28 protein-coding genes are annotated in these 24,373 nt (G+C 69.4%); 11 read left to right on the forward strand and 17 right to left on the reverse strand.

Going from position 1 to position 24,373, the window contains the following annotated elements; all coding sequences use genetic code 11:
* Positions 1 to 49 precede the first annotated feature (49 nt).
* Together ACOOHC_RS04900 and ACOOHC_RS04905 are read left to right on the forward strand one after the other, a co-directional pair.
* A complete protein-coding gene (locus ACOOHC_RS04900; RefSeq protein ID WP_420452894.1) occupies positions 50 to 1,630 on the forward strand; it encodes an AMP-binding protein in 1,581 nt (526 codons plus the stop codon).
* Complete coding sequence (locus ACOOHC_RS04905) at positions 1,627 to 2,394, forward strand: sulfite exporter TauE/SafE family protein (protein ID WP_420452895.1); 768 nt, start codon at positions 1,627 to 1,629, stop codon at positions 2,392 to 2,394. The genes ACOOHC_RS04900 and ACOOHC_RS04905 overlap by 4 nt, the downstream gene beginning before the upstream one ends.
* A 110-nt stretch (positions 2,395 to 2,504) precedes the next feature.
* Here ACOOHC_RS04905 and ACOOHC_RS04910 read toward each other — a convergent pair whose 3' ends face one another.
* Positions 2,505 to 3,911 (reverse strand): class II fumarate hydratase, encoded by a 1,407-nt coding sequence (locus ACOOHC_RS04910; RefSeq protein WP_420452896.1) that lies wholly within the window; start codon positions 3,909 to 3,911, stop codon positions 2,505 to 2,507.
* 126 nt (positions 3,912 to 4,037) lie between these two features.
* Here ACOOHC_RS04910 and ACOOHC_RS04915 point away from each other — a divergent pair, with 126 nt between their 5' ends.
* Complete coding sequence (locus tag ACOOHC_RS04915) at positions 4,038 to 4,946, forward strand: oxidoreductase (RefSeq protein WP_420452897.1); 909 nt, start codon at positions 4,038 to 4,040, stop codon at positions 4,944 to 4,946.
* A 45-nt stretch (positions 4,947 to 4,991) separates the two neighbouring features.
* Here ACOOHC_RS04915 and ACOOHC_RS04920 read toward each other — a convergent pair whose 3' ends face one another.
* Complete coding sequence (locus ACOOHC_RS04920) at positions 4,992 to 5,684, reverse strand: EcsC family protein (protein ID WP_420452898.1); 693 nt, start codon at positions 5,682 to 5,684, stop codon at positions 4,992 to 4,994.
* 247 nt (positions 5,685 to 5,931) lie between these two features.
* On the opposite strand from ACOOHC_RS04920, the gene ACOOHC_RS04925 reads away from it, so the two are divergent.
* From ACOOHC_RS04925 to ACOOHC_RS04950, 6 genes are all read left to right on the forward strand, one after another.
* Positions 5,932 to 6,750 (forward strand): SDR family NAD(P)-dependent oxidoreductase, encoded by an 819-nt coding sequence (locus ACOOHC_RS04925; RefSeq protein ID WP_420452899.1) that lies wholly within the window; start codon positions 5,932 to 5,934, stop codon positions 6,748 to 6,750.
* Between the two features lie 2 nt (positions 6,751 to 6,752).
* The gene (locus ACOOHC_RS04930) at positions 6,753 to 8,873 is read left to right on the forward strand and encodes a hydantoinase/oxoprolinase family protein (protein WP_420452900.1); all 2,121 of its coding nucleotides are present in this window, start codon (positions 6,753 to 6,755) and stop codon (positions 8,871 to 8,873) included.
* A 52-nt stretch (positions 8,874 to 8,925) separates the two neighbouring features.
* Complete coding sequence (locus tag ACOOHC_RS04935) at positions 8,926 to 10,593, forward strand: hydantoinase B/oxoprolinase family protein (RefSeq protein ID WP_420452901.1); 1,668 nt, start codon at positions 8,926 to 8,928, stop codon at positions 10,591 to 10,593.
* An 82-nt stretch (positions 10,594 to 10,675) separates the two neighbouring features.
* On the forward strand, positions 10,676 to 11,869 hold the full coding sequence (locus ACOOHC_RS04940) for an NAD(P)/FAD-dependent oxidoreductase (RefSeq protein ID WP_420452902.1): 1,194 nt from the start codon (positions 10,676 to 10,678) through the stop codon (positions 11,867 to 11,869).
* A 382-nt stretch (positions 11,870 to 12,251) separates the two neighbouring features.
* A complete protein-coding gene (locus ACOOHC_RS04945; RefSeq protein ID WP_420452903.1) occupies positions 12,252 to 12,461 on the forward strand; it encodes a hypothetical protein in 210 nt (69 codons plus the stop codon).
* Positions 12,458 to 12,835 (forward strand): type II toxin-antitoxin system death-on-curing family toxin, encoded by a 378-nt coding sequence (locus ACOOHC_RS04950; RefSeq protein WP_420452904.1) that lies wholly within the window; start codon positions 12,458 to 12,460, stop codon positions 12,833 to 12,835. The genes ACOOHC_RS04945 and ACOOHC_RS04950 overlap by 4 nt, the downstream gene beginning before the upstream one ends.
* A gap of 165 nt (positions 12,836 to 13,000) precedes the next feature.
* Here the strand turns inward: ACOOHC_RS04950 and ACOOHC_RS04955 are convergent, their stop codons facing one another.
* From ACOOHC_RS04955 to ACOOHC_RS04970, 4 genes are all read right to left on the reverse strand, one after another.
* A complete protein-coding gene (locus ACOOHC_RS04955; RefSeq protein ID WP_420452905.1) occupies positions 13,001 to 13,327 on the reverse strand; it encodes a transposase in 327 nt (108 codons plus the stop codon).
* The gene (locus ACOOHC_RS04960) at positions 13,324 to 13,635 is read right to left on the reverse strand and encodes a hypothetical protein (RefSeq protein ID WP_420452906.1); all 312 of its coding nucleotides are present in this window, start codon (positions 13,633 to 13,635) and stop codon (positions 13,324 to 13,326) included. Before ACOOHC_RS04960 ends, ACOOHC_RS04955 begins: the two co-directional genes overlap by 4 nt.
* A 131-nt stretch (positions 13,636 to 13,766) precedes the next feature.
* Positions 13,767 to 14,207, reverse strand: a complete 441-nt coding sequence (locus ACOOHC_RS04965) for a transposase (RefSeq protein WP_420452907.1) — start codon at positions 14,205 to 14,207, stop codon at positions 13,767 to 13,769.
* A 186-nt stretch (positions 14,208 to 14,393) separates the two neighbouring features.
* A complete protein-coding gene (locus ACOOHC_RS04970) occupies positions 14,394 to 14,783 on the reverse strand; it encodes a hypothetical protein (RefSeq protein ID WP_420452908.1) in 390 nt (129 codons plus the stop codon).
* A 23-nt stretch (positions 14,784 to 14,806) separates the two neighbouring features.
* Between ACOOHC_RS04970 and ACOOHC_RS04975 the strand changes: the two genes are divergently transcribed.
* Positions 14,807 to 15,733 carry a phosphotransferase family protein gene (locus ACOOHC_RS04975; RefSeq protein ID WP_420452909.1) on the forward strand — a complete coding sequence of 309 codons (927 nt, stop codon included), beginning with the start codon at positions 14,807 to 14,809 and terminating at the stop codon, positions 15,731 to 15,733.
* 166 nt (positions 15,734 to 15,899) lie between these two features.
* Here the strand turns inward: ACOOHC_RS04975 and ACOOHC_RS04980 are convergent, their stop codons facing one another.
* The 5 genes from ACOOHC_RS04980 to ACOOHC_RS05000 form a co-directional block, all read right to left on the reverse strand.
* Positions 15,900 to 16,247: a type II toxin-antitoxin system PemK/MazF family toxin gene (locus ACOOHC_RS04980; protein WP_420452910.1), complete on the reverse strand. Its 348-nt coding sequence runs from the start codon at positions 16,245 to 16,247 to the stop codon at positions 15,900 to 15,902.
* Positions 16,247 to 16,465, reverse strand: a complete 219-nt coding sequence (locus ACOOHC_RS04985; RefSeq protein ID WP_420452911.1) for a ribbon-helix-helix domain-containing protein — start codon at positions 16,463 to 16,465, stop codon at positions 16,247 to 16,249. The genes ACOOHC_RS04980 and ACOOHC_RS04985 overlap by 1 nt, the downstream gene beginning before the upstream one ends.
* A 146-nt stretch (positions 16,466 to 16,611) precedes the next feature.
* Complete coding sequence (locus tag ACOOHC_RS04990) at positions 16,612 to 17,181, reverse strand: GNAT family N-acetyltransferase (protein ID WP_420452912.1); 570 nt, start codon at positions 17,179 to 17,181, stop codon at positions 16,612 to 16,614.
* Positions 17,182 to 17,408: 227 nt separating this feature from the next.
* Positions 17,409 to 17,630, reverse strand: a complete 222-nt coding sequence (locus tag ACOOHC_RS04995; protein WP_420452913.1) for a helix-turn-helix domain-containing protein — start codon at positions 17,628 to 17,630, stop codon at positions 17,409 to 17,411.
* Between the two features lie 25 nt (positions 17,631 to 17,655).
* Positions 17,656 to 18,339 (reverse strand): DUF2975 domain-containing protein, encoded by a 684-nt coding sequence (locus ACOOHC_RS05000; RefSeq protein WP_420452914.1) that lies wholly within the window; start codon positions 18,337 to 18,339, stop codon positions 17,656 to 17,658.
* 565 nt (positions 18,340 to 18,904) lie between these two features.
* On the opposite strand from ACOOHC_RS05000, the gene ACOOHC_RS05005 reads away from it, so the two are divergent.
* Entirely contained in the window at positions 18,905 to 19,150 is a 246-nt protein-coding gene (locus tag ACOOHC_RS05005) for a hypothetical protein (RefSeq protein WP_420452915.1), read from the forward strand.
* 122 nt (positions 19,151 to 19,272) lie between these two features.
* Here the strand turns inward: ACOOHC_RS05005 and ACOOHC_RS05010 are convergent, their stop codons facing one another.
* The 6 genes from ACOOHC_RS05010 to katG all read right to left on the reverse strand — a co-directional run bounded on the left by ACOOHC_RS05010 (position 19,273) and on the right by katG (position 24,127).
* Positions 19,273 to 19,599: a type II toxin-antitoxin system PemK/MazF family toxin gene (locus tag ACOOHC_RS05010; protein WP_420452916.1), complete on the reverse strand. Its 327-nt coding sequence runs from the start codon at positions 19,597 to 19,599 to the stop codon at positions 19,273 to 19,275.
* Positions 19,596 to 19,835 carry a hypothetical protein gene (locus ACOOHC_RS05015; protein WP_420452917.1) on the reverse strand — a complete coding sequence of 80 codons (240 nt, stop codon included), beginning with the start codon at positions 19,833 to 19,835 and terminating at the stop codon, positions 19,596 to 19,598. Before ACOOHC_RS05015 ends, ACOOHC_RS05010 begins: the two co-directional genes overlap by 4 nt.
* A 149-nt stretch (positions 19,836 to 19,984) precedes the next feature.
* Positions 19,985 to 20,467, reverse strand: coding sequence for a hypothetical protein (locus ACOOHC_RS05020; RefSeq protein ID WP_420452918.1), 483 nt, complete (start codon positions 20,465 to 20,467; stop codon positions 19,985 to 19,987).
* Positions 20,468 to 20,640: 173 nt separating this feature from the next.
* Positions 20,641 to 20,907: a hypothetical protein gene (locus ACOOHC_RS05025; protein ID WP_420452919.1), complete on the reverse strand. Its 267-nt coding sequence runs from the start codon at positions 20,905 to 20,907 to the stop codon at positions 20,641 to 20,643.
* Positions 20,908 to 21,059: 152 nt separating this feature from the next.
* On the reverse strand, positions 21,060 to 21,626 hold the full coding sequence (locus tag ACOOHC_RS05030) for an AAA family ATPase (protein ID WP_420452920.1): 567 nt from the start codon (positions 21,624 to 21,626) through the stop codon (positions 21,060 to 21,062).
* A gap of 272 nt (positions 21,627 to 21,898) precedes the next feature.
* Positions 21,899 to 24,127, reverse strand: a complete 2,229-nt coding sequence (gene katG, locus ACOOHC_RS05035; protein ID WP_420452921.1) for a catalase/peroxidase HPI — start codon at positions 24,125 to 24,127, stop codon at positions 21,899 to 21,901.
* Between the last annotated feature and the right edge of the window lie 246 nt (positions 24,128 to 24,373).

Here is a 24,373-nt window from a genome sequence, read left to right on the forward strand (position 1 = left end):
GCACGGGCGGATCGGGACGCACGACGGCCGCTGTGCGACGATCGAGGACGTGGCCACCTCACCGAGCGCTCTGCTGGACCTGGTGTCGCGAATCGGCTTGCTCGATCCCCGTCGCGCCGCTGCGCTGACGAGCGCCGTCGCGCGGTGGGGACCGACGCTGGCGGCACCGGTCGCGGCGTCGGCGCTGGTCTCCCCCCGCGGGACGGCCGTGTCGGATCGCCGGGGTCGGCTCACCCACGCGGAGCTGGACCGCCGTTCGACGCGGCTCGCGAAGGGCTTCCACGCGCTCGGCGTCGGGCGCGGCGCCCGATTGGGGGTGCTGTGCCGCAACCACCGCGACTTCGTCGAGGTCACGGTGGCCGCTGCGAAGGCCTCCCTCGAGGTCGTGTACCTGAACACCGGGTCGGCCGGCCCCCAGGTCGCCGAGATCGTCGAGCGCGAGGGCATCGACGCGCTGGTCGTCGACGGGAGCCTCGCCCACCTGGTCGACGCCGATCGCTTCGGCGGTCCGGTCGTGCTCGCCGACGTCGCGGGCGGCCGTGATCACGACGGCGGTCTCGACCTGTCGGCGGTCCGAGGCAGGGCCGGGTGGCGGCCTCTGCTCGCATCGCTGCCCCTCGCCCCGGTCCTGCTGACGTCGGGCACCACGGGCACGCCCAAGGGAGCGCGGCGCGGGACGGGACGACCCGATGCGTCGGCGTCGACCGGGGTGCTCCGGGAGATCCCCTACCGCTGCGACGACGTCGTCGCGATCACCTCCCCCCTGTTCCACGCCTGGGGCCTGGCCCAGCTCGCTCTGTGCCTCGCCCTCGGCGCCCGCGCCGTGGTCAGCGACACCTTCGACCCGGCCGAGACGCTGCGGAGGATCGAGGACGAGCACGTCACCGTGCTCGCGGTCGTCCCCGTCATCCTGCAGCGCCTCCTCGCGCACCCGGCGCTCGAGCGCACGGACCTCTCGAGGCTGCGGATCACGGCGTCGAGCGGCTCCGCCCTGCCGGTCCCGGTCGTCACCGGGTGGCTCGACCGCGTCGGGCCCCACCTGTACAACCTGTACGGCTCGACGGAGGTCGGGCAGGCGACGATGGCGGACCCGACCGAGCTGGCGCGCCACCCCGACACCGCCGGGCACGTGCTGCCCGGATCGGTGGTGCGGATCCTCGATGCCGACGGCCGGGTCTGCCCCGACGGCGTCGACGGGCGGATCTTCGTCGGCGGCAGCTCGCAGTTCGAGGAGTACACGGGCGGGGGCGGCAAGGAGATCGTCGACGGCCTGATGTCGTCGGGCGACGTCGGCCACCTCGCGGACGGCCTGCTCTTCGTCACGGGTCGCGCCGACGACATGATCGTGAGCGGCGGTGAGAACGTGTTCCCGGCCGAGATCGAGGACCTCCTGCTGGGCCACGACGCCGTCGACGACGTCGCGGTCGTCGGCGTCGCGGACGACGAGTTCGGCCAGCGCCTCGCCGCTCACGTGGTGGTGCGCGACGGGGCCTCGCTCACCGCGGGCGACGTCCGGTCGCTGGTGGGGAGCCACCTCGCTCGCCACAAGGTCCCCCGCGACGTGCACTTCCTCGACGAGCTCCCGCGCACCACGACCGGCAAGGTCCGACGCGGCCGGCTCGCGGGGTGACGGCGTCGCAGGCGGCGCTCGCCGCCCTCGCAGGGGTGGCGGCCGGGCTGATCAACGCGATCGCCGGCGGCGGGACGCTCGTGTCGTTCCCGGCGCTGGTCGCGCTCGGGGTCCCCGCGGTCGCCTCGAACGTGACCAACACCGTCGCCCTCGTGCCCGGGTACCTGGGCGGGGCGGTGGCTCAGCGTCGCGACCTGCTGACCTACGCCGGGCGCCTGCGGGGGTTGGTGGTCGCGGCGGGCGTGGGCGGGCTCATCGGATCGATCCTGCTGGTGAGCACCTCCGACGAGGTGTTCCGCGACCTGGTCCCGTTCCTGATCCTGCTGGCGTGCGGCCTGCTCGGGTTCCAGGAGCGGATCAAGGCCTGGTACGTCCGGCACCGGCCCGCCCCCGACGGCGGGCCCGAACCCACCCGCCACCCGGTCGCCCTGACCGCGGCGGTGTTCGCCGGCGCCGTGTACGGCGGCTACTTCGGGGCCGGGCTCGGGATCATGCTGCTCGCCGTGCTGGGGCTCGCGCTCGACGACCCGCTCGGTCGGATCAACTCGTTGAAGACCACGCTGTCGCTGCTGATCAACGTGCTCGCGGCCTGCTTCTTCGTGTTCAGCGGGAAGGTCGAGTGGGACTTCGCCGCGGTGATGGCGGTGTCGAGCCTCCTCGGGGGGATGGCGGGCGGGCGCGTCGCCGGGCGCCTCGACCCGCGCATCCTGCGCGCGGTCGTCGTCGCGTTCGGGGTGATCGTCGCGATCCGGTTCCTGCTCTGATCCGGTTCCTCCTCCGATCCGATCCCCGCTGCGAGGTTCGCCCGCCGCTCGCCGGAGTCCGATGGCCCACCGTCGTCAGCTCGTCCGGCCCACGTCCTCGAGGAACCCGCTCAGCCGTCGTCGCGGTTGCCCGCCGCGATGCGGCGCAGGTCGAGCGCGTCGTCGAGCGCCTCGGCATCGACTCCGTGGTCGCGGGCGACGTCGCGCAGCGGGCGCCCCGAGGCGTGGGCCTCGTGGACGATCTCCGTCGCCGCGTCGTAGCCGATGGCCGGGTTGAGCGCCGTCGCCGTCGCGAGGGTCAGCTCGGCGAGCTCCTCGCAGCGCTCCTCGTCCGCCTCGATGCCGTCGACGCAGGAGATCGCGAGCACCTCCGACGCCGACGCCAGGAGCTCGATCGAGGAGATCACGTTCCGGGCGAGCAGCGGGATCGTGACGTTCAGCTCGAAGTTCCCCTGCATCGCCCCGGCGGTGACGGCGCCGTGGTTGCCGATCACCTGCGCGGCGACCTGGACGACGGCCTCCGGGATCACCGGGTTGACCTTCCCCGGCATGATCGAGGACCCCTTCTGCAGGGCCGGGAGGGTGATCTCGCCGAGCCCGGCGCGCGGGCCGCTCGCCATCCACCGCAGGTCGTTGCAGATCTTCGTCAGCGCCACCGCGAGCACCGTCAGCGAGCCGGACAGCGCGACGAGACCGTCACGGGCGCCCTGCGCGGCGAACCGGTCCGGCGGCGCGGCGATGTCGGCGCCCACGGCGTCGCTCGACCCGGCGGCCAAGCGCGCACGCACCCCGGCGGCGAAGTCGGGGTGCGTGTTCAGGCCCGAGCCGGTGGCGGTGCCGCCGAGGGGGATCTGGCCGACCATCGGCAGCGTGGCCGCGATCTGCTCACCGGCGCTGCGCACCTGCTGCGCGTAGCCGCCGAACTCGTCGCCGAGGGTGACCGGCACCGCGTCCATCAGGTGGGTGCGCGCCGCCTTGACGACGTGCGCGAACGCGTCGGCGCGCCCGCGGAGCGAGGCGGCCAACGTCGCGGTCGCCGGGAGGAGGTCGTCGTGCGCGGCCTCGAGGGCGGCGAGGTGCACCGCCGACGGGAAGACGTCGTTCGAGCTCTGGCCGAGGTTCACGTGGTCGTTGGGGTGCGCGTCGCCGTCGGTGAGCGCGCTGATCACCTCGTTCGCGTTCATGTTCGACGAGGTCCCCGAGCCGGTCTGGAAGACGTCGACCGGGAACTCGCCGTCGTGGCGACCGGCTGCGACGTCGTCGGCGGCCGCGGCGATCCGCGCCGCCAGGTCGTCGTCGAGCAGGCCGAGATCCGCGTTCACCAGCGCGGCAGCGGCCTTGATCCGTCCCAGCCAGTGGACGACGCGCCGGGGGATCGGCTCCCCGGAGATCGCGAAGTTCTCCACGGCCTTCGACGTCTCGGCGCCCCACAGCGGTCGGCGCTCGTCCCCGGCGGGCTCGGAGGGACGGTCGGCGCCGTCGGGTGAGGAGGGCGGGGGAGCGGCGCTCGAGGACATCGGGCACGATCCTCGCGCCGATCCGCCGTCGCGGTCGAGAGCAGCTCGGGGCGAGCCCCCGCACGCCGCGACGGGACCGGCGGGTTCGTGGTCGCATGTGGTCGCGATCGGTGGTAGGCCGACACGATGAGCAGCGGATTCACCGATCACGACGTCCCCGATCTCACCGGACGGACCCTCATGGTGACCGGCGCGAACACCGGTCTCGGGTTCGCGGCCGCGAGGGTCCTCGCCGAGCGGGGCGCACGCGTCCTCCTCGGTTGCCGGTCCGACGAGAAGGCGAACGGCGCGATGGATGCGATCCGCCGCGACGTGCCCGACGCGGACCTCGCGTCCGTCCCGCTCGACCTCGGCGACCTGGCGAGCGTCGAGGCGGCCGCCGAGACCGTGGCCGGCACCGAGAGCCTCGACGTGCTGGTCAACAACGCGGGGGTCATGATGCCGCCGCTGCAGTTCACCACCGACGGCTTCGAGTCGCAGTTCGGGGTGAACCACCTCGGGACGTTCGCGCTGACCTGCCGCCTCCTCGACGCGCTCGGCGAGCAGCCCGGTTCGCGGGTCGTCGTGACGAGCAGCATCGCCCACCGCGGGGCGCGGATCACCTTCGACGACCTCGGAGCCGAGGAGGGCTACGGCGCCCAGGCCCGCTACGGCCAGAGCAAGCTCGCCAACCTGCTGTTCACCTACGAGCTCGACCGGCGGCTGCGCACGTCGGGGTCGAGCACCATCGCGGTCGCCTGCCACCCCGGCATCGCCACGACCGAGCTGACCCGCCACCTGCCGAAGGTCGTGCAGCTCGCGATGCCCCTCGCCCGACCCTTCCTCAACAGCGCCGAGCAGGGCGCGTGGCCGACGCTGATGGCGGCGACCTCGTCGTCGATCGACGGCGGCGACTACCTGGGACCGTCGCGCTTCGGTGAGACGTCGGGACCGGCCGAGCACGTGACCTCGACGTCGGCGAGCCACGACCACGACCTGGCGCACCGCCTGTGGGACGTCTCGGTGGAGATGACGGGCGTCGATCCCGGGATCTGATCCCCTCGGGCGGGCACGTCGGCGACGAGACCGACGTGGCGCGCCTCAGCGATCGAGCGAACCGTGCGGCTCGACCGGGCGGCGGTTCACCGTCGCGTCGACGTCGATCGCCTCGAGACCGATCGGGAACTGGGAGAAGAACGCGTGCGCGTGCTCGGCGGTGAGCGTCACCAGCCGACGGTTGATGCCGTAGCCGAGAGCGGCGCCGACGCCGAGCGGGACCAGCCGCGCCATCGCGGCCGCACCGCGCCGCGCCCCGTAGCGCGTGGCGAGCGCACGACCGATGGTCATGTTGATCCGCTGCAGCGACCGGCTCGACAGCGGTGACCGCCCCTCGGACCGGCGGGAGGCGGCGAGCTGCTCGGCGAGCTGGGTGACCATCGCCGCGGCGCCGTCGCGGTAGGTCAGGATCGACAGCACCCACAGGCGACGCTCCTCCACCCCGGCGCGATCGTGGCCGTGGATCGCGGCGATCGTCAAGATGAGGTCGGTCAGGCGCACGGTCGACCAGCCGATCTCGACGACGAACGTCGCCGCCGCCGCGCCGACCCCGATCCCCGGGACCGCTGCCGCACCACCCGAGGCGGCTCCGGCGACCGCGAGCTCACGACGGATCGCCTCGGTCACCTCGGCGACCCGTGCGTCGCGGTCGCCGCTCATCGAGCGCGCTCGCTCCTGCGCCGCCGTCCAGCGGCCCTCCACGGCGCGGTCGACCGCGTCGAGCAGCTGCTGGGCCATCGGCGCGTCGACGAGCGTGTCGGCTCCGTCACGCCGGGGGGCGGGGCCGCGTCGGGCGTCTCGATCCCACCCGCGCCGGCTCACCGGACGGTCACCGCCGTCCACCCCTCGAAGGAGCTGTCGGAGTCGTCGCGCATCGTTCCCACGTCACCTCCGACGCTACCCGTCCCGCATCGGGTGGATCCCGATCCCGCACGGAGGCTCGGGCCGGGTTGACAGCGGGTCGCGGAGGGGATACGACGGCGGTGTGACCGGCTCCACCACGTACGCCTCCGTGCGCGACCGGGCCGTGTTCGTCACCGGTGCGGGGCGGGGGATCGGGGCGGCGATCGCCCGCCGCTTCGCCGACCAGGGGGCGCGCGTGATGGTCAACGACGTCGACGCCGAGGCGGCCTCCGCCGTCGCCGGCGCGATCCGCGACGACGGCGGGACGGCGATCCACGCCGTCGCCGACGTCAGCGACGACGCCGCGGTCGCGGCGATGTTCGACGCGTTCGCCGACGAGCTCGGCGCGGTCGACGTGCTCGTCAACAACGCGGGGATCGTGTCGCCGATGCTCCACTTCTTCGACGCCGACGAGTCGTGGTGGCGGCGCATCGTCGACGTCAACCTGACGGGTCACTTCCTCTGCTCGCAGCGCGCGGCTCGATCGATGGCCCGGGCCGGCGGCGGCTCGATCATCAACCTCAGCTCCGGCGGCGCGACCCGCGCCCACCGCGCGTTCACCGCCTACGACGCCACCAAGGGCGGCATCGAGGCGCTCACCCGGGCGATGGCGCTCGACCTCGGCCCCTACGGGATCCGGGTCAACGCCCTGATGCCGGGGTCGATCGACACCAGCGGCCTCGACGTCGACGAGCGTCGCCGACGCGGCGAGAACGTGCCGCTCGGGCGGATCGGCGAACCCGACGACATGACCGGCGCCGCGCTCTTCCTCGCCTCCGACGACGCGTCCTACGTCACCGGCCACGTGCTGCAGGTGGATGGCGGGATGCTCGCCCAGCAGCGCTCCGCGACGGTCGACATCGTGCCGCCGTCGGGGTTCCCCTCGGTGGAGGACCTGTGAGCGTGCGCATCGGCGCCGACGTGGGTGGCACGTTCACCGACGTCGTGCTCGAGCGCGCCGACGGCACCTACGCCTCGACCAAGGTCCTGACGACCCACGACGCCCCCGAGCGGGCGATCCTCGACGGAGTCAGCTCGCTCGCCGCCGACGACGGCGTCGAGCTCGCCGACGTCGAGCAGTTCGTCCACGGCACCACGCTGGCCACGAACGCGCTGATCGAGCGGCGCGGGGCGCGCACGGCGCTCGTCACCACCGACGGGTTCCGCGACGTGATCGAGACCCGCACCGAGAGCCGATTCGAGCAGTACGACCTCGACATCGTCCTGCCGAGTCCGCTGATCGAGCGACGCGACCGCCACACCGTGGTCGAGCGACGTGACGCCCGCGGCGCCGAGCTGATCGAGTTCGACGAGGCCGGCGCGCGAGCCCTCGTCGACCGACTGGCCGAGGAGGGCTACGAGTCGGTGGCGGTCGGGTTCCTCCACAGCTACGTCGAGCCGACCAACGAGCGCCGCTTCCGCGATCTGCTGCACGAGGTGCTCCCCGACGTCGCGGTCTCGATCAGCAGCGAGGTCTCCCCGCAGATGCGTGAGTACGAGCGGTTCAACACCGTGTGCGCCAACGCGTACGTGCAGCCGCTGATGGCCTCGTACCTCGTCCGCCTGCGCGACCAGCTCGCCGAGCGCTCCATCACCTGCCCCCTCCACCTCGTGCACTCCGGCGGCGGGCTGATGAGCGTCGAGACCGCCGCCGCGTTCCCGGTGCGCCTGATCGAGTCGGGTCCGGCGGGGGGTGCGATCTTCGCCGCCGACCTCGCCGCTCGATACGGGCGCGACCGGGTGCTGTCGTTCGACATGGGCGGCACGACCGCGAAGATCAGCCTGATCGAGGACCACCGGCCGCGGACCTCCACCACCTTCGAGGTCGACCGCACGGCGCGGTTCAAGAAGGGCAGCGGGATGCCCGTGTCGATCCCGGTGATCGACATGATCGAGATCGGCGCCGGCGGAGGCTCGATCGCGTCGATCGACCGCCTCGGCCAGATCCGGATCGGTCCGCGCAGCGCCGGCTCCGAGCCGGGCCCGGCCGCGTACGCGCTCGGCGGGACCGACGCCACCGTCACCGACGCGAACCTCCGGCTCGGCCGGCTCCACCCCGACACCTTCGGCGCGACCGGCATCGACCTCTCGCCCGACCTCGCCCACGACGCGATCGCCGCCGCCGTCGCCGACGTGCTGTCGATGTCCGTGGACGACGCCGCGGTCGGCATCGCCGAGGTCGTCGACGAGAACATGGCGAACGCCGCCCGGGCGCACGCGGTGGAGCGCGGGACCGACCTCGCTGGGCGCACGATGATCGCCTTCGGCGGCGGAGCGCCGCTCCACGCGGCGCGCCTGATGGACAAGCTGCACCTCGACGAGGCGATCGTGCCGCCCGGCGCCGGCGTCGGCTCCGCGATCGGGTTCCTGGTAGCGCCGTTCTCCTACGAGGCGGTCCGCAGCTTCTACACCTCGACCGCCGACTTCGACGTCGACGGGGCGAACGAGGTGCTCGACGCGCTCACCGACGAGGCCACCTCGTTCGTCCGCGAGGGCGTCGACGAGGGCACGGAGATCACCGTCGAGCGGCGGGTGTCGATGCGCTACGTCGGCCAGGGCTGGGAGATCCCGGTGGTGCTCGGCGACGAGTCGTTCGACGAGCTCGGCGCCGAGCTGCTGTCGGCCCGCTTCACGAAGGCGTACGAGGAGTTCTTCGGTCGTGCGATCGACGACCTGGTGATCGAGGCCGTGAGCTGGTCGGTCACCGTCGCCTCGGTGGCGCCCGCTCCCGAACCGGTCGAGCTGACGGCGGCGGGGACGGTGGTCGACGCGACCGCCGACGGGCTCGCCACGGCCACCCGCCCGGCCCACGACGTCGCGACCGGAGAGCTCGTCGACACCCCGACCGTGCGCCGCCACGAGCTGGCACCCGGCTCGACGCTGCTCGGGCCGGCGATCGTCGTGGAGCCCCAGACGACGACCGTGCTGTCGTCGCAGCACTGCTGCACCGTCCAGCGCGACGGCTCCCTGCTGATCACCCGCGCCCCCGACGACGTCGCAGACGGGGCCGGACCCCGTCCGTGATGCGCTCCGGCTGCCGGTTCGACGCGACGAGCACCCCCCGGGAGGGACGACCATGACCGCGACAGACGAACGGACCACCGAGGCGCCGTCACCGCCACCCGCCCCCTCGAGCGGGCGTGACGACGTGCACCGCCAGGTGATGTGGAACCGGCTGATCTCGGTCGTCGAGGAGCAGGCGCTCACCCTCGTGCGCACCGCGTTCAGCACCTCGGTGCGCGAGGCGGGTGACCTGTCCGCCGGGGTCTTCGACGCACGGGGGCGGATGATCGCGCAGGCGGTGACCGGCACCCCCGGCCACGTCAACACGATGGCGGCCGCCGTCGGGCACTTCATCGACGACATCGGACCCGAGCGGATCTTCGACGGCGACGTCTACATCACCAACGACCCGTGGAAGGGGACCGGCCACCTCCACGACATCACCGTGACGACCCCGGTGTTCCGCGGCGGCTCCCTGATCGGCTTCTTCGCTTCGACGGCCCACGTGGTCGACATCGGCGGGCGCGGGTACGGCCCCGACGGCACCGAGGTGTACGAGGAGGGGATCCGCATCCCGATCATGAAGTGGGCCGAGCGCGGAGTGCTGAACCGCGATCTCGTGACGATCCTGCGTGGCAACGTGCGCGAGGCCGACCAGGTGGTCGGTGACGTCCACGGTCTGGCGGCATCGAACGAGACCGGGCGCCGCCGACTCGACGACATGCTGGACGAGTTCGACCTCGACGACCTGGTCGGGCTCGCCGAGTTCGTGTTCGCCCGGACCCGGGCCGCGACGATCGAGGCGATCGGCGACGTCGAGAACGGCACCTACCGCAACGAGATGGTCGTCGACGGCTACGGCGAGCCGGTGACCCTCGCGGTCACGCTGACCGTGACCGACGAGGCGATGCACGCCGACTTCACGGGGACCTCGCCGGTGTGCCCGCTGGGGATCAACGTGCCGCTCGGCTACGCCCACGCCTACTTCACCTACGGCATGCTCGTCGCGATCGCGGCCGAGCTGCCGAACAACTTCGCGTCGCTCGAGCCGTTCACCGTCGAGGCGCCGAGGGACGTGATCCTCAACGCCACCCACCCCCACCCGGTGTCGGTCCGTCACGTGCTCGGCCACTTCGTCACCGACCTGTGCCTCGGTGCCATCGCGCAGGCCCTGCCCGATCGCATCCCGGCGGAGGGGTCCGGCGCGCTGTGGAACTTCCAGGCGAGCGCGCGCTCGGCGGACCCCGCCGACCCGCGCCCCCCCGTCGAGCTGCTGATGTTCAACAGCGGGGGGACGGGGGCGCGTCCCCACCTCGACGGCCTGACCTCGACGGCGTTCCCGTCCGGGGTGCGCACGATGTCGACCGAGGCGACCGAGCAGGTCGGCCCGATCGTCATCTGGCGCAAGGAGATCCGACCCGACAGCGGCGGCGCCGGGGCGCAGCGCGGGGGCCTGGGGCAGACGATCGAGATCGGTCCGACCGACGGCTACCTGTTCGAGTTCTCGGCGATGTTCGACCGCATCGAGCACCCCGCCCGCGGGCGCGCCGGCGGGGGCGACGGGGCGCCCGGCGCCGTCCGCCTGGACGACGGATCCCCGTTCGCCGGGAAGGGCAAGCAGATCGTCCCCGCCGGCCGACGCCTCGTGCTGGAGCTGCCGGGAGGGGGCGGGTTCGGGGATCCCGCCGATCGCGACCCCGACGCGACGCGCCACGACCGGGCCCAGGGGTACGTCACGTGACCGACGTCCGTCACGTGACCGACGTCGTCGGCGCCGGTGCGCGCCGCCGAGCCGAGGTGACCGGCGCGCTCGACGGCCCCCGATGACCCGCGCCGCCACCCACCACGACGTGGTGTGCGTCGGCGGCGCGATGACTGCGAGCTCCGTGGCGTACTGGCTGGGGGAGAGCGAGGACTTCGACGGGTCGATCGCCGTGGTCGAGGCCGACACGTCGTACTCCTCCGCGATGACGACGCGCGCCCAGAACAGCATCCGGGAGCAGTTCACGAGCCCGCTGAACCGCTCGCTGAGCCGGTTCGGGATGGAGTTCATCGCCGACTTCCACTCGAACGTCGAGGTGGAGGGCGTCTCGCCCGAGCTGAACTTCCGCGGGACCGGCTACCTGTTCCTCGCCGCCGACGACGACCACCTGGGTCGGATGGCCCACGACGCCGTCGAGATGCGCGCGGCCGGGGCGGATGTCTCGATGCTCGGACCCGAGGAGCTGGCCGACCGCTTCGACTGGCTCGACGCGACACGGGTCGCCGGCGGACGGCTCGGCGGTCCACGCGAGGGGTCGTTCGACGGATGGGCGCTGTTCCACGGGATGCGTCGGCGTGCGATCCACCGCGGAGCGACCTACCTGGACGATCGGGTGGTCGGGCTGGACGTCGACGGGGGCCGGGTGACCGGCGTGCGCCTCGCGTCGGGCGCGACGCTGGGGTGCCGCTGGGTGGTGAACGCGGCCGGGTGCCGGGCCCCCGAGGTCGCGTCGATGGCCGGTGTCGAGCTGCCGATCGAGCCGCGGTCGCGCACGAGCTTCGTCTTCGACTGCCGTCGACCCATCGAGGGGGACGTCCCGCTGACGATCACCCCGGACGGGGTCCACTTCCGCCGCGAGCAGCGCCACTACGTGTGCGGGACCGTCCCGGCTCTCGACGTCGCCGTGGATCCGTCTGATCTGGCGGCGCGCGTCGAGGAGTTCGAGGACCTCGTCTGGCCGGTCCTCGCGGCCTACGTGCCGCGCTTCGACCGGGTGCGGGTCCTGGCCTCGTGGGGCGGTCAGTACGACTTCAACGTCATCGACCACAACCTCGTCGTCGGGGCGTCGGCCGAGGTCGACAACCTGCTGCTCGCCAACGGGTTCTCGGGTCACGGCCTCCAGCAGGGGCCGGCGGTCGGTCGGGCGCTGGCCGAGTGGATCGTCTTCGGCGAGTACCGCACGATCGACCTGTCGCCGTTCGGTGTCGATCGGTTCGCCCGGGGCGAGCCGATCCTCGAGTCCGCCGTCATCTGAGCGGTCGGCATCCCCTCGCAGGGCTCGGGGGGCGAGCGCCGGACCGGCGGGCACGGGACGCGGGTGCGCACCTGGTGGATGGACCGAGGTGTCGGAAGATCCGACGCACCTGAGACCGTCGACGGTCGTCGTCCTGTCGATGTGGAGCACATCGAGGTGCGATCGGTCGGTCGACACGCCGATCGCAGGTGCTCAGGTCTGCCGGTCGCGGAGCGGGTCGCGACGGCTCACACCTCGCGTGTCGTCGAGCACGTTCCGCTGGTCGCGTGGCATCGAGCGCCTCGAGCGCCTCGGTCGGAGAACATCGCCGGTTCTTTCGCTCCCTGGAGAGCACGGCAGCGGTGTCGATGTCGCGCTGACCGCATCGTGGTATCATGATGTCATGACGAAGCAGACAACTGTTCGGTTGCCCGACGACCTCGCCGACGATGCGGAAGCCGTCGCACGGGTCCGCGGCGACAGCGTCAACCAACTCATCATCGACTCGCTCGCTGCCGAGATCGAACGGGTGCGAGCGGATGACGACTTCACCGCCCGCGCGAAGAAGCTGCTCGAACGCGACCGGGAGATCCTCGACCGACTCGCACAGTGACCCGCTACCTCAGCCTCGCTGAGTTCTGGTATCTCTCCGCACTCGTCACCGGAATCGACGCTGCGACGCTGATCAAGGCCAGCCGTGTCGATCTCGCCGATTCTGCGCTCCATGCCCCCCAGGCCGCTTCGACGACACCGACTTCTACCCCGAACGTCTACGACAAGGCAGCTGTACTCGCCTGTCGGATCGCTTGGAATCATCCGCTCCCCGACGGCAACAAGCGAGCAGCGTGGGCGTGCCTCGTACTGTTCATCGATCTCAACGACGGATCGTGGAACGACTCACAACCCGACACCGACGAGGCCGTCGACGCCATGCTCTCCGTTGCCGCACGCGACGTCGACGAAGCATGGCTCGCCGTTGCGGGCTGACCGGCGCTGTGTACTTCGCAGCGCTGTCAGTCGCTGTCTGGACCTGCGTCGGAGACGAGGACCCGGTCGCTCGGTTCAGCGATCTCGATCCCGACCCCGCTCACCCCGATCGGGGTCTGCCCCCGATCTAGTTGACATCAGAGCCTCTACCGAACCCGGGGCGCTTCAGAACGCTCTGGCATCCGCGATGGAGCCGAATCGGTCGGGGAACGCCGGGCAGTATTTCAGCGTCTTGAATTGGGCTTCGGAGTAGGGGTTGTCGTTGGAGACGTGCGGCCGGGAGTGGGATCGTGCGACGCCGAGATCGACCAGCAGTTGTGACACCGGCTTGGAGGTCATTGCGCTGCCGCGGTCGGCGTGCAACGCCAACTCGCCCTTCGCGACACCTTGGTCTCGGTAGGCGGCGTCGATGAAGTCGGCAGCGAGTTGGCCGGTCTCTGCTGGTGCGACGCACCAGTTGACGACATAGCGGGAGTAGATGTCGATGATCACGAACAACTCGTAGTAGACGCCACGCGTCGGGCCTTCAGCTTGGTGATGTCCCACGACCAGACGGCGTTGGGTGCAGTGGCGATGAGTTCGGGTTTCTTGCGTGCCGGGTGGGTGCGCTGGCGGCGTCGTTCGCGGTTCTGACCCGCGATGCGCAGCAGGCGGTACATGGTCGAGATCGAGCACAGGTAGGTGCCGTTGTCGAGGAGTCGCGCCCAGATCTGGGCGGGTGCGAGGTCGCAGAACTCCGGCGAACGCAGCACCGCCAGCACGTGTTGGCGCTCGGCCTCGGTCAGCTTGTTCGGTGGCACCGGTCGAGGTGCGGGCGGACCCAACTTGGGTGGTCGACAGCGCCGGTAGTGCGAGGCCCGGGGCTGGCCGAGCAGACGGCACGCTTGTCTGGTCGACGTCGCTGCGGTGAGGTCGTTGAGGTGGGTGTCGATCACTGCTTGTACTTCGGGTCGATGTCCGCGCTCTCGGAGAGCAGCTCCAAGAGCGCGTGTGCTTTTCCCGTGATCTCCAACGCCAACTTCGTGCGCTCCAGCTCCGACTCGAGCTTCGCGTTCTTCTTCCGGAGCCGGTCGAGTTCGGCCTGCTCCGCGCTGCGACGTCGACGATCCTTGGCCGTTGTGGCCGGCTGGTCGCGGCGGGCGCGCTGGTTGCGCCACTCCGAGATATGCGACGTGTACAAGCCCTCGCGGCGCAACAACGCACCGCGCTCCTCGCTGGTCGCGGCGTTGTCGTACTCGTCGATGACGCGGTCCTTGAAGACGTTCGAGAACCGTCGACGGGTCGGTTTCGCTGCCGGATCGACAGCATCATCGTGTTCGTTCACGCTCCCATTCTGGGCGCGAACTGATGTGGTGGTTGTGGTCATGGTCATCGGTCAGGTGTCCTTGTTCTCGCCCCGATGGACAGTGAGCACCGGCATCACCGGTGTCTCACCTCAGCCTGACAGACAGGGGTGCCGGCGGCAGGGCTGTTGATCCCGGTGTCACGACGCTCCGCCTGACGCGCCCCGCCTCACTCAGCCGAGCACCCGTCGCCAGCTGGAACCGCTCCAGAACGTTCACGTGCCGGTGCGACCCAGACCGCTCGTGATCGACACCTCGGCGCTTGGCAAGCACTCGATGACGCCGTTGCCCGCACCGAATGGCAAGCAGGCGATGCGACCGCTAACGAAGGTATGGGGATCAGTCGTCATCGATCGGCGCAGTCGCCGAAAGGTCGACTGCGGCGAGGGCGTGGTGAACGCCGTGCGAGCTCGCATGTCCTTTCCGACGAGGTCGACACACGAGGTGTACGAACCGGCTGGCATGCCGGTGAGATCGAACGTGTCGGTTGAGCCGGAGAGGTCGCCGTCATTGACCGAGTACTCGCCGGTCGACGCAAACGATGGGGCCCGCTCAGATCGTGCAGATCGTGAGTGACTGCGAATCGAGTCGTGGTGCTCACGCATGCGTGCGTGTCTACGATTCGTTGGTGCTCAGTATCGCCGCCGTCGAGCAACTCCTTGCTCGTGAGCTGTCGTGGCCGAACGCCGTAGACGTAGCTGAGATCGGCGCGGGAGCATGGTCGACTGCGTTCGGCTTTCGGGACGGCGCGCGCAATCTGGTGATCCGTATTGGAGAATGTGGGAGCGATTTCCGGCGCGATCAGGAGATGGCTCGGCTGACATCGCCAGCGCTCCCGGTTCCTGAGGTGCTCGACGTCGGACAGGCGCCATCGTCGAGTTTGGCCGAGGGACTTCACTACTGCGTCTCGACGCGGGCCTTCGGCACACCACTCGAGGCGTGCAGCGTCGAGGAGTGGCTCACGATTGTCGAACAAGTCGCAGACGCCCTCGAAGCGATGCGTGCCTGGACCCCTCGACTCGCAGCCCAGGGTGCGACCGAACGCAGGGTCGTGTCGTGGCCGGATCAACTGCTCCTGATCGAACGCGATGATCTTGACCCCCGTGGTGCCGGGTGGCCCGCCAAGCTCGCCAAGTCAGCACGGGGCAAGCAAGCTTTCGATCGTGGGGTTGCTCGCCTGCGAGCGACCGACGTCGGCGACGTGCCGCTCACCCTGGTTCACGGAGATCTCATCAACCGCAACGTTCACGTCGAGGGCGGCTCGATCACGGGCATCTTCGACTGGGGATGCCAGCGGTGGGGCGACCATCTCTTCGATCTGGCCTGGTTCGACTTCTGGTCACCGTGGTATCCGAACCTCGACATCAAGGCACTCCGTGAAGCGCTACACGATCGATGGTCGAAGGCGAACCACGCGCCGCATCTTGAAGCAGACCGCACAAGGGCGTGCCTCGTCTACATCGGCCTGGAACATCTCATCTACAACGCCGTCATCGAGCGCTGGAACGATCTCGATGACGTCGTCGACCGCATGGCAGCGCTCGACCTGATCTGACCACGGATTCTTCTCGGCGCCGGGTCGTCCTGACGATGGACCCGCCCGCGATCAGCGCACATCAACGGCTGCTCGAACCCGAAGGATCCGCCCATAGCGGCACATCCGATCGGGCAGACCGCTCGAGATCGACAATCGCATCGGGCCGACCAGATCGGGCCCAGGGTCAGAGGGCCAAATGGAGCCGAAGTGCTTCGTCGAGTTCGGCACGAAGTGGTCCATCGAGCGTGCCGACCAGCGCTCCGATGCGCTCGACATCAACCGATCGGACTTGCTCCGCCTGAGCTTTCGAGTCGCGTGGCAACCCGGTTGAATCGGCGCCGAGCAGGACCTGGAACGGGTAGATGTGGGCGGTGTTCGAGGTCACCGGCACGACCGTGATCACACCTCGCCCGAGTCGCTCCGCGGTGGTGTTCGCCCCGTCGTTGCTGACGACGACCGCGGGGCGGTGCTTGCTTGCTTCCGCTCCACGTGAGGGGTCGAGGTCGACCATGCGAATCTCGCCGCGCCTCATCAGGCGACGCCGTCGCTCACGACCGTTTGCCAATCGGCTGCATCGTCACCCGCGGCCCACTCTGCCCACGCCTGCTCGTAGGCAGCGCCGAGTCCGGACGAGCGGAGAAGGCGGACCGCTTTGTGGACAGCGGCCGATCGTGACGCCATGCCGTTGCTCGCTGCGTAGGCATCGAGAAACTCGATGTCCTCATCCGGGAGGGAAACGCTGACCTTCATACCAGGATGCTACCAGTAGTAGCATCAAGGGGTGGGCGCAGCGCATGTCTCCACCGGCGGCGGCTCTCACCAGACCGCTCAGGTACGGCACTTCGGGGAGCGGCGAGGTGCTCGAGAACGTGCGGGTCCGTCATCGCAGGAAAGCCTCAGTCGGGTGCCCGGAGCTCTTGGTGGTAGTAGAACGCCCGCTCGTTCGTCTCGGGTTCGATCGACGAGTAGCCGTGTCGCTCGTAGAAGCGTTGCGCATCGATGTCGCCCTCGTCGACGTTGATCTCGATCGCGTCGATGCCCAGCGTGAGCGCGTGGTCGGAAAGCAGGCTGAGGATCGCCGATCCGGTTCCCTCGCTGCGGCGACTCGGATCGACGTACAACTCATCGAGGAGGCCGACTCGCCCTGAGTACCAGACGTTCGGCCTGACACTGACGAGCGCCACAGCGAACGCCGGTCTTCCCGCGAGGATCGCGAACATGGACTCGCCGTCGAGGAGAACGGCAAGACGTTCGCTCAGGACGTCGGCGCCTGGAGAGGGTGTCTCGAACTCGGTGTTGAAGTCGTGGAGAAGCCGACCGACCTCATCAGCCTCGCTCGCATCGGCCAAGCGAGGAGTGTCGTTCTGATCCACGATGACGAGGCTAGATCGAGGCGGGACGCCCATCGGGATCGACTCATCAGCGGCGTCGCTGACGGCGAGCAAACCGCTCGTGACAACCCCCACTTGACAACAGCGGACCCGAGGAGGATCGCGACGTACGCGATCGGCCACGTGATCGAGTTCCTGCGGCTGAACGCACCGTCGGCGAACTCTCCGGGGTTTGGTCTCGGATCGATCGCGGGCGGTCACACTTTCGTTGCGAGTGGGCGTCCTGGCCGGGCGTTGTCGTGGTCCCGGAGGCTCCGCTTCGTCGAGGGCTCCGGGCCGGGACTGCAATCGATCTCGACAGCTCAATCAACGACGGAGAACAGGTCGCCTGGTGTGCAGTCGAGTACATCGCAGATTGCGGTCATCGTGGTGAAGCGAATCGCTTTGGCTCGGTCGTTCTTGAGGATCGACAGGTTGGCGACGGTGATGCCGACGGCATCAGCCAAGTCGACCAGCGTCATCGTTCGGGCAACGAGCAGGTCCTCGAGGTGGCAGCGCACCCGGTGTGGTTCGGTGGCGCCCATCAGACCGCTCCGTCCAAGGGCCGCATCAGATCGTGGCGTCGAGTTCGTCGCGCATGTCGACGCCGATGTGCCAGATCGCCGCGAGGGCTGCGATGACGAGTCCGGCGATGATCGGCAGGAAGCTGATCTCGAACTCGACGATGAACAGTTCTGAAGCGGCCGAGCGGCCCAGGATGATCGTCTGGGCCGATCCGTTGATCATGCTGACGACGACTCCGCCGATGATCACCAGACCTGCGATCAACCAGAGCCGCCGTTCGTTCCTGGCGGTGAACGGATCTCCGTCCGTGGCGGATCGGGCCATCTGCCGGATCGGCCAGACGACGAGCAGCACCAGGAGCGGGCCCGAAACTCGCCAGATCAACCAGATGACGCGTTGGGAGGGCGTCGGGTCGAGCAGTGATGCCGTGACCGTGAGCGGTCCACCGATCTCGACGACTGCCTGACCGAACACCGATGTGGTGCCGTCGGCTTCGTCGACCGTGGTCGGGAGCGGGTCGCCGAGGTCGATGTCGAACTCTGCTGACGGCTGCGCGACGATCGACATCATCGCGTCCGTGCCGTCGGGGCGATCGGTGATGCGCAACCCGTTGCCGCCCACGAGCGACGCGACGATGGTGATGAGGGCGGAGAACATTGCGATGGTGGCGATGATCTCGACGGCTCGACCGAGCGAGCGGGCCGAGTCCCTGGGACGGTCGTTGGACATGGTCTGGTTCCTTCTCTCGATTCATATCGACTTTCGATATGCCTGAACCCCATCATGCGTATCGAAGAACGATATGTCAACGAGAGAACTCCCTGCTCGAGATGGCCCCGGTGTGCCATACCCGGCGAGGGAGCGGGGGCGAACAACCACCCGATCACCTTCGAATCACAGCGACCGGTCACCTGCGCAGGATCGGCACGGATGCGCTCGCCGACCTGCGCGATGTCGATCCTGCTCGGTTGGAAGGTTCCGTCAGGTGCGCGTCGAGCGGCGCCCGAGGAGACGCCCGAATGAGATCTGGGTCGACAGCGATCGGCGTTCGACGTGGCGGCCGGTGGTTGCCCGTCGCGAAGTTGATCCCGGGATCGGGTGCGCGCCGCGATGATCGGCATGTGGTGGCCGTTCGCTTCGACCGACTCGTCGACGTCAGCGCTGATCTTTCTGTGGGGTTGGTTCGCGGGCGTACCCATCGCTGCTGGCGTGGTGATCGCGGATCGACGACGCGCTTCTGGAACTGTCCTCGCCTCGACGTCGTCGAACTCAGATGAAGCGCCTTGCTCGAGCCTTGATCGTCTGGTCCCTGATCTGGCTGGTGCTTCTCGTGGTCGCGTACCTCATGAGCGAGGGCGAGCCGATCTGCGAGGGGCCGCTAATTCTCTCGGTCGACGATTCGTCTCCGCCTCAGTGCGACGCTCCGAGTGCAGCGCTCCCGACCGTGGGGCTCTTCCTGTACGCCATCGGATCCTTCCCCGCCATGGTCTTGGCGGCGGTCCTGCGAGCACGCGACGATCGACGGGCGATCGGTTCCTGAGACGTCGTACGGAACCATTCGGACCTCGCTCAGAGGGTCCAGACCGCTCGTAGCAGCGACAACGACCGTTCACCGATCAGATCGGCACGTCGGTGCTCGTTCAGGTGCTCCAGAACATCGTGCTATCGGCAGTCGACCGCAACCTCGAGTGCCTCGCAGATCTCTCGCATCCGCGTGCCGCTGAGCGCACCGATCCGCTCGACCAGTGCGGCGGTCGACACCGACTCGATCGAGTCCAGGAGGACGGCGCAGCGGCGACCGATCGGATCCTCGCCAGGGTCGAGGACGACCTCGCTCGGCAGACCTCGGATCGTGGTCGTGCACGGTGCGACGAGGGCACGACGGAGCCGCGGGATGGCTGCGTCACGCGACAGGACCACGACTGGTCGTCGACCGATCTCCGGAGGTTCGCACCACCACAGCTCACCGCGGGCGGGCAGAGCGCTCACGTGGCCGACGCCGCGCGTCGGAACGAAGCGAGGTCACCCCAGTCATCTTCGTGGTCGATGGGATGCGCTTCGTATGCAGCTGCGTAGGCGGCATCGAACTCGGCAGATCGGTAGCAGTCGAGGAGGGCTGTCAGTGCTTCATGGACGAGTTCGGCATCGGTGGTTCCAGCGTGGAGTCGGCGAGCGTCGTCGAGGAGGGTGCGGTCGACGGTCGTACTGATCCGGGCGCGAGTCATGCCACGATGATGCCACGGTTCTGCTGCCAGAGGAAGCCGCTCAGGGTGTTCGGCCGGCCCCACCACCCCGGGGCGCTCGTGAACGGCACGTCGGTGCTCGGGTACCCGCTCGGAGACGTGCGGGGATCACTGCGCCCCTCGCGTGCAGCTCACGCGCGCTTCGATGGAACGGAGCCCCCGAACCGCTTCGCCAAACGACGGTGACGGTGCGCGAAGAGCTTCTCGACGAGAGATGACATCACGGGCCGGAACGACCCGAGTCGAGGTTCGATCACGACGCGGTCTTCGATCGTGCAGCCGCCTGGTTCAGTCGCGGTCAGCGTTCGTTCGTGACGCCAACGACGCTGCAACCACGAACTGGATTCCTCCACGAAGCCAACGCCCTCGTGCACGCTCGCCAGCGCGAGCGCATGGCGATCGAGCGGCACGACCCCGAACAGCAGGAGCCAACTCTCGAAGATCACGCTTCCGTCCACCTCGGTGGGCAGCGTGTGCTGCGTTCGCGGGCTGGTCATTCGAATGAACGGGTGCAGTTCGTCGTTCACGCCGGTCATCGTCGAGATGCTGTTCCACACGGTGGCTCGTGTCGCGTCGACAGATGAAGCGACGCTGATCGTGAGCGGCCTGTCCACGTGACCGGTCTGTCATCGACGTCGAGGGGCACATCACTGCTGACCGACCGGTGTGATCCGTTCAGCAGTCGCGAGCCGAACGTCCGCTCTGCATCGCCACCGTCGGGCGCGAGGAGGGATGCATCCGGCACCGTCACCTCGGCGTTCGGCAAGGTGCTCCAGATCGCCAGCGGTCAGACGACCTCGACGGCGACTGCACCCGCGTGAGCGGCGAGCGCTTCGATGTCGGCGCGGTCACTCGTCAGAACCGTCCCGCCGGGCTCCGCGATCGCGACGACGAGCGCGTCGACAGCAGAACCGGCTCGGGCCCGTCGCCGCAGCTCGGCTGCTCGCCGCGCAGTCGACTCGCTGACCGCCGACTCGATGATGCACATCTTCGAGAACCGGTGGGTGTCGGCGTCGCGCCGTGGATCGCCATGGAGCGACTCGACGAGAACCACCGTCGGGACCACCGGCGGCCACGGCTCCTGCGCACACGCGGCATACGCCTACGTCGAGCGCACATCAACAGGCGGTGTGGTCGTGACCGGCACATCTTCCTCACCGGGCCCGATCGGATCATGCGGTCGCACGTCGGCGGCGGCGTCGGCGATCATCGCTGACATCCAAGACGCCCCAGCGATGCGTCGCTGGCGAGAACGGCGGTGAGAGCATCGGCGATGCGGTCGGCCGCTGCCTCGGGTCCGACATCAGTCGTATCGAGAACGAGGTCTGCGGCGTCCGCCATCCACGACCGAGCCGCTCGGGACTCGGCGATGTGATCGAGTCGCCACTCCAACGCCTGGCTCTCGACCTCGTCGGCGGTGATGCGTCGACGGAGTTCGCTCTCGTCGCACTCGAGGAGGACGTGGAAGATGGGCAAGCCACGGTAACGGAAACCTGCGACGAGTTCCTCCCAGTAGTCAGCGACGAGAACCGTCTGCACGGCGATCATCGCGCTCGGACTGGTGAATCGGTAGATCTCGTCCGCGACTGCTGGAACCAACACGCGCCATGGTGGAAGGTCCTGGAAGTCCCTGAACTCTCGATCCCGCAGGTTGCCGGCGAGCAGAAACCCGACGTGCTCCGGGTCGAACGATCTCCAGCCGTCTCGGCCCAGCAGTGCGTTGGCCGTCGTCGTCTTGCCGACGCCGAACGTCCCGTTGATCCACACGATCATCGCCGAACCGTAGTTCAGTCCATCGACCGAACCCGGTCGACGCGTCGCTCGCATCGACGTCGGCCTCGAGCCATCAGCCCTGCTCGAGATCGGCACCTCGATCGGGCTGGCCCGCCCGGAAGATCACGGCGCGCCGACCACTGACGACACCATCGAGAGCGTCGTCGTGGCCGGGCGCGGCACGGCCCGCCGCCTGCGCCCGGAAGGGCGTGGACGGCGGGCCGTGTCCGCGGATCGGGCCCCGGAGCGACCGGAGCGACGTCCGTCGTCGGTCAGCTCACGTCGAAGCGGTCCAGGTTCATCACCTTGTCCCAGGCCGACACGAAGTCGCGGACGAACTTGTCCTCGGAGTCGCTGGAGCCGTAGATCTCCGAGATCGCCCGGAGCTGGGAGTTGGCGCCGAACACGAGGTCGCAGCGCGTCGCCGTCCACTTCTGCTGCCCGCCCGAGCGCTCGGTGGCCTCGAACATGTCCTCGGACTCCGACGTCGGCGCCCACTCGAGCTCGAGGTCGAGGAGGTTGACGAAGAAGTCGTTGGTCAGCGACTCGGTGCGCTCGGTGAGCACCCCGTGGTTCGTCCCGCCGGTGTTCGCGCCGAGGACGCGCAGCCCGCCCACGAGGACCGTCATCTCCGGTGCGCTGAGCGACAGGAGCTGGGCCCGGTCGATCATCAGCGCCTCGGCCGGCAGCTCGTGGCCCTTGCCGAGGAAGTTGCGGAACCCGTCGGCGGTCGGCTCGAGGGGCTCGAACGACTCGACGTCGGTCTGCTCGGCCGTCGCGTCGCCGCGGCCGGGGGTGAACGGCACCGTGACGTCGTGGCCGGCGTTCTTCGCGGCGGCCTCGACCGCGGCGCACCCGCCGAGCACGATCAGGTCGGCCATCGAGACCGTCCCGTCGAACGACGACCGCACCTCCTCGAGCTTGCCCAGCACCCGACGCAGCTGGTCGGGGTCGTTGACCTCCCAGGCGATCTGGGGCTCGAGTCGGACACGAGCCCCGTTGGCGCCACCGCGCATGTCGCTCTGGCGGTACGTCGACGCGGAGGCCCAGGCCGTCGCGACGAGCTCGGAGATCAACAGACCGGTGTCCATGATCTTCGACTTCAGGTTCGCCACGTCGTCATCGCTCAGATCGGCGTTGCCGGCGGGGATCGGGTCCTGCCAGGTCAGCTCCTCGCTCGGGACCTCGGGGCCGAGGTACCGCGAGATCGGACCCATGTCGCGATGGAGCAGCTTGAACCACGCACGGGCGAACGCGTCGGCGAACTCGGCCGGGTTCTCGTGGAACCGGCGCGAGATCGGCTCGTAGACCGGATCCATCTTGAGCGACAGGTCGGTCGTCAGCATGAACGGGGCGTGCCGCTTCTCGGAGTCGTGGGCGTCGGGGACCTCTCCCTCGCCGCCGCCGTCGACCGGCCGCCACTGCCAGGCACCGCCCGGTCCCTTGTACTTCTCCCACTCGTAGTCGAACAGGTTGTCGAAGTAGAGGTTCGTCCACTTCGTCGGCTCCTGGGTCCAGGCTCCCTCGAGCCCGCTGGTGATCGTGTCGGCTCCCTTGCCGGTGCCCATCGAGTTCTTCCAACCCATCCCCATCTGATGGATCGGGGCGGCTTCGGGCTCGGCGGCGACGTGCTCCTCGCCGTCACCGGCGCCGTGCGTCTTGCCGAAGGTGTGGCCCCCGGCGATCAGCGCGACGGTCTCCTCGTCGTTCATCGCCATGCGGCTGAACGTGTCGCGGATGTGGCGCGCCGCGGCGAGCGGGTCGGGCTCGCCGTTGGGGCCCTCCGGGTTCACGTAGATGAGCCCCATGGTGCTGGCGCCGAGCGGCTTCTCGAGCTCGCCGTCCTCGTCGTAGCGTGCCACGCCGAGCCACTCGGTCTCGGGGCCCCAGTAGATGTCGTCCTCGGGCTGGAACACGTCGGGGCGCCCGCCAGCGAACCCGAACGTGTCGAAGCCCATCGACTCGAGCGCGACGTTGCCGGTGAGCAGCATCAGGTCGGCCCAGGAGATCTTGTTGCCGTGCTTCTGCTTGATCGGCTGCAGCAGGGCGCGCGCCTTGTCGAGGTTGCCGTTGTCGGGCCACGAGTTGAGCGGTGCGAAGCGCTGGTTGCCGGTGTTGCCGCCGCCGCGGCCGTCCTCGACGCGGTAGGTGCCCGCCGCGTGCCACGCCATCCGGATGAACAGCGGCCCGTAGTGGCCGTAGTCCGCGGGCCACCAGTCCTTGGAGTCGGTCATCAGGTCGCGCAGGTCCTGCTTCAGGCCCTCGTAGTCGAGGCTGCCGAACGCCTCGGTGTAGTCGAAGTCGTCGTCCATCGGGCTCGAGGCCGGGTGGTTCTGGTGCAGCATGCGCAAGTCGAGCTGGTTCGGCCACCAGTGCTGGTTCGCCGTCATGCCCTTGCCGGTGTGCGCGGCGATCTCGCTGTGCATCACCGGACAGCCGCGCTCGCTCTCGTTGATCTCCCAGACGTCGGACTGGTTCGAGTCGGTGTTCTCTTCGGTCATCGGTACTCCTTGCGGGTGGGGTGCCCGCCGTGGCGGTCGTGGGCGGAGGACGGGACGACCGTGAGCCGATCCCATCCGTTTCCCATACAAACACAAATTCTGGATCGAGTCCACTCCCGGCGCCCGAGGTCCGCGCACCGGTGGGTGAAGCGGTCGCCGAGCTGCGTTCGGGCCTGGCCGGTCGTTTCGATCGCCCGTGAACGGGAACGCCGACCCCAGGAAGCGTCGCGCTGCGACGACCGGACG

This window comes from Ilumatobacter sp. (assembly GCF_965215205.1).
Taxonomy (GTDB): domain Bacteria; phylum Actinomycetota; class Acidimicrobiia; order Acidimicrobiales; family Ilumatobacteraceae; genus Ilumatobacter_A.

What these genes read in the sequence shown, in the direction of transcription:
- ACOOHC_RS04910 (WP_420452896.1), bottom strand. Translation starts at nt 3,911, where the DNA reads ATGTCCTCGAGCGCCGCTCCCCCGCCCTCCTCACCCGACGGCGCCGAC.
- ACOOHC_RS04915 (WP_420452897.1), top strand. Translation starts at nt 4,038, where the DNA reads ATGAGCAGCGGATTCACCGATCACGACGTCCCCGATCTCACCGGACGG.
- ACOOHC_RS04920 (WP_420452898.1), bottom strand. Translation starts at nt 5,684, where the DNA reads ATGGCCCAGCAGCTGCTCGACGCGGTCGACCGCGCCGTGGAGGGCCGC.
- ACOOHC_RS04935 (WP_420452901.1), top strand. Translation starts at nt 8,926, where the DNA reads ATGACCGCGACAGACGAACGGACCACCGAGGCGCCGTCACCGCCACCC.
- ACOOHC_RS04940 (WP_420452902.1), top strand. Translation starts at nt 10,676, where the DNA reads ATGACCCGCGCCGCCACCCACCACGACGTGGTGTGCGTCGGCGGCGCG.
- ACOOHC_RS04945 (WP_420452903.1), top strand. Translation starts at nt 12,252, where the DNA reads ATGACGAAGCAGACAACTGTTCGGTTGCCCGACGACCTCGCCGACGAT.
- ACOOHC_RS04965 (WP_420452907.1), bottom strand. Translation starts at nt 14,207, where the DNA reads ATGACCATGACCACAACCACCACATCAGTTCGCGCCCAGAATGGGAGC.
- ACOOHC_RS04970 (WP_420452908.1), bottom strand. Translation starts at nt 14,783, where the DNA reads ATGCGTGAGCACCACGACTCGATTCGCAGTCACTCACGATCTGCACGA.
- ACOOHC_RS04980 (WP_420452910.1), bottom strand. Translation starts at nt 16,247, where the DNA reads ATGAGGCGCGGCGAGATTCGCATGGTCGACCTCGACCCCTCACGTGGA.
- ACOOHC_RS04985 (WP_420452911.1), bottom strand. Translation starts at nt 16,465, where the DNA reads ATGAAGGTCAGCGTTTCCCTCCCGGATGAGGACATCGAGTTTCTCGAT.
- ACOOHC_RS04995 (WP_420452913.1), bottom strand. Translation starts at nt 17,630, where the DNA reads ATGGGCGCCACCGAACCACACCGGGTGCGCTGCCACCTCGAGGACCTG.
- ACOOHC_RS05000 (WP_420452914.1), bottom strand. Translation starts at nt 18,339, where the DNA reads ATGTCCAACGACCGTCCCAGGGACTCGGCCCGCTCGCTCGGTCGAGCC.
- ACOOHC_RS05015 (WP_420452917.1), bottom strand. Translation starts at nt 19,835, where the DNA reads ATGACTCGCGCCCGGATCAGTACGACCGTCGACCGCACCCTCCTCGAC.
- ACOOHC_RS05030 (WP_420452920.1), bottom strand. Translation starts at nt 21,626, where the DNA reads ATGATCGTGTGGATCAACGGGACGTTCGGCGTCGGCAAGACGACGACG.
- katG (WP_420452921.1), bottom strand. Translation starts at nt 24,127, where the DNA reads ATGACCGAAGAGAACACCGACTCGAACCAGTCCGACGTCTGGGAGATC.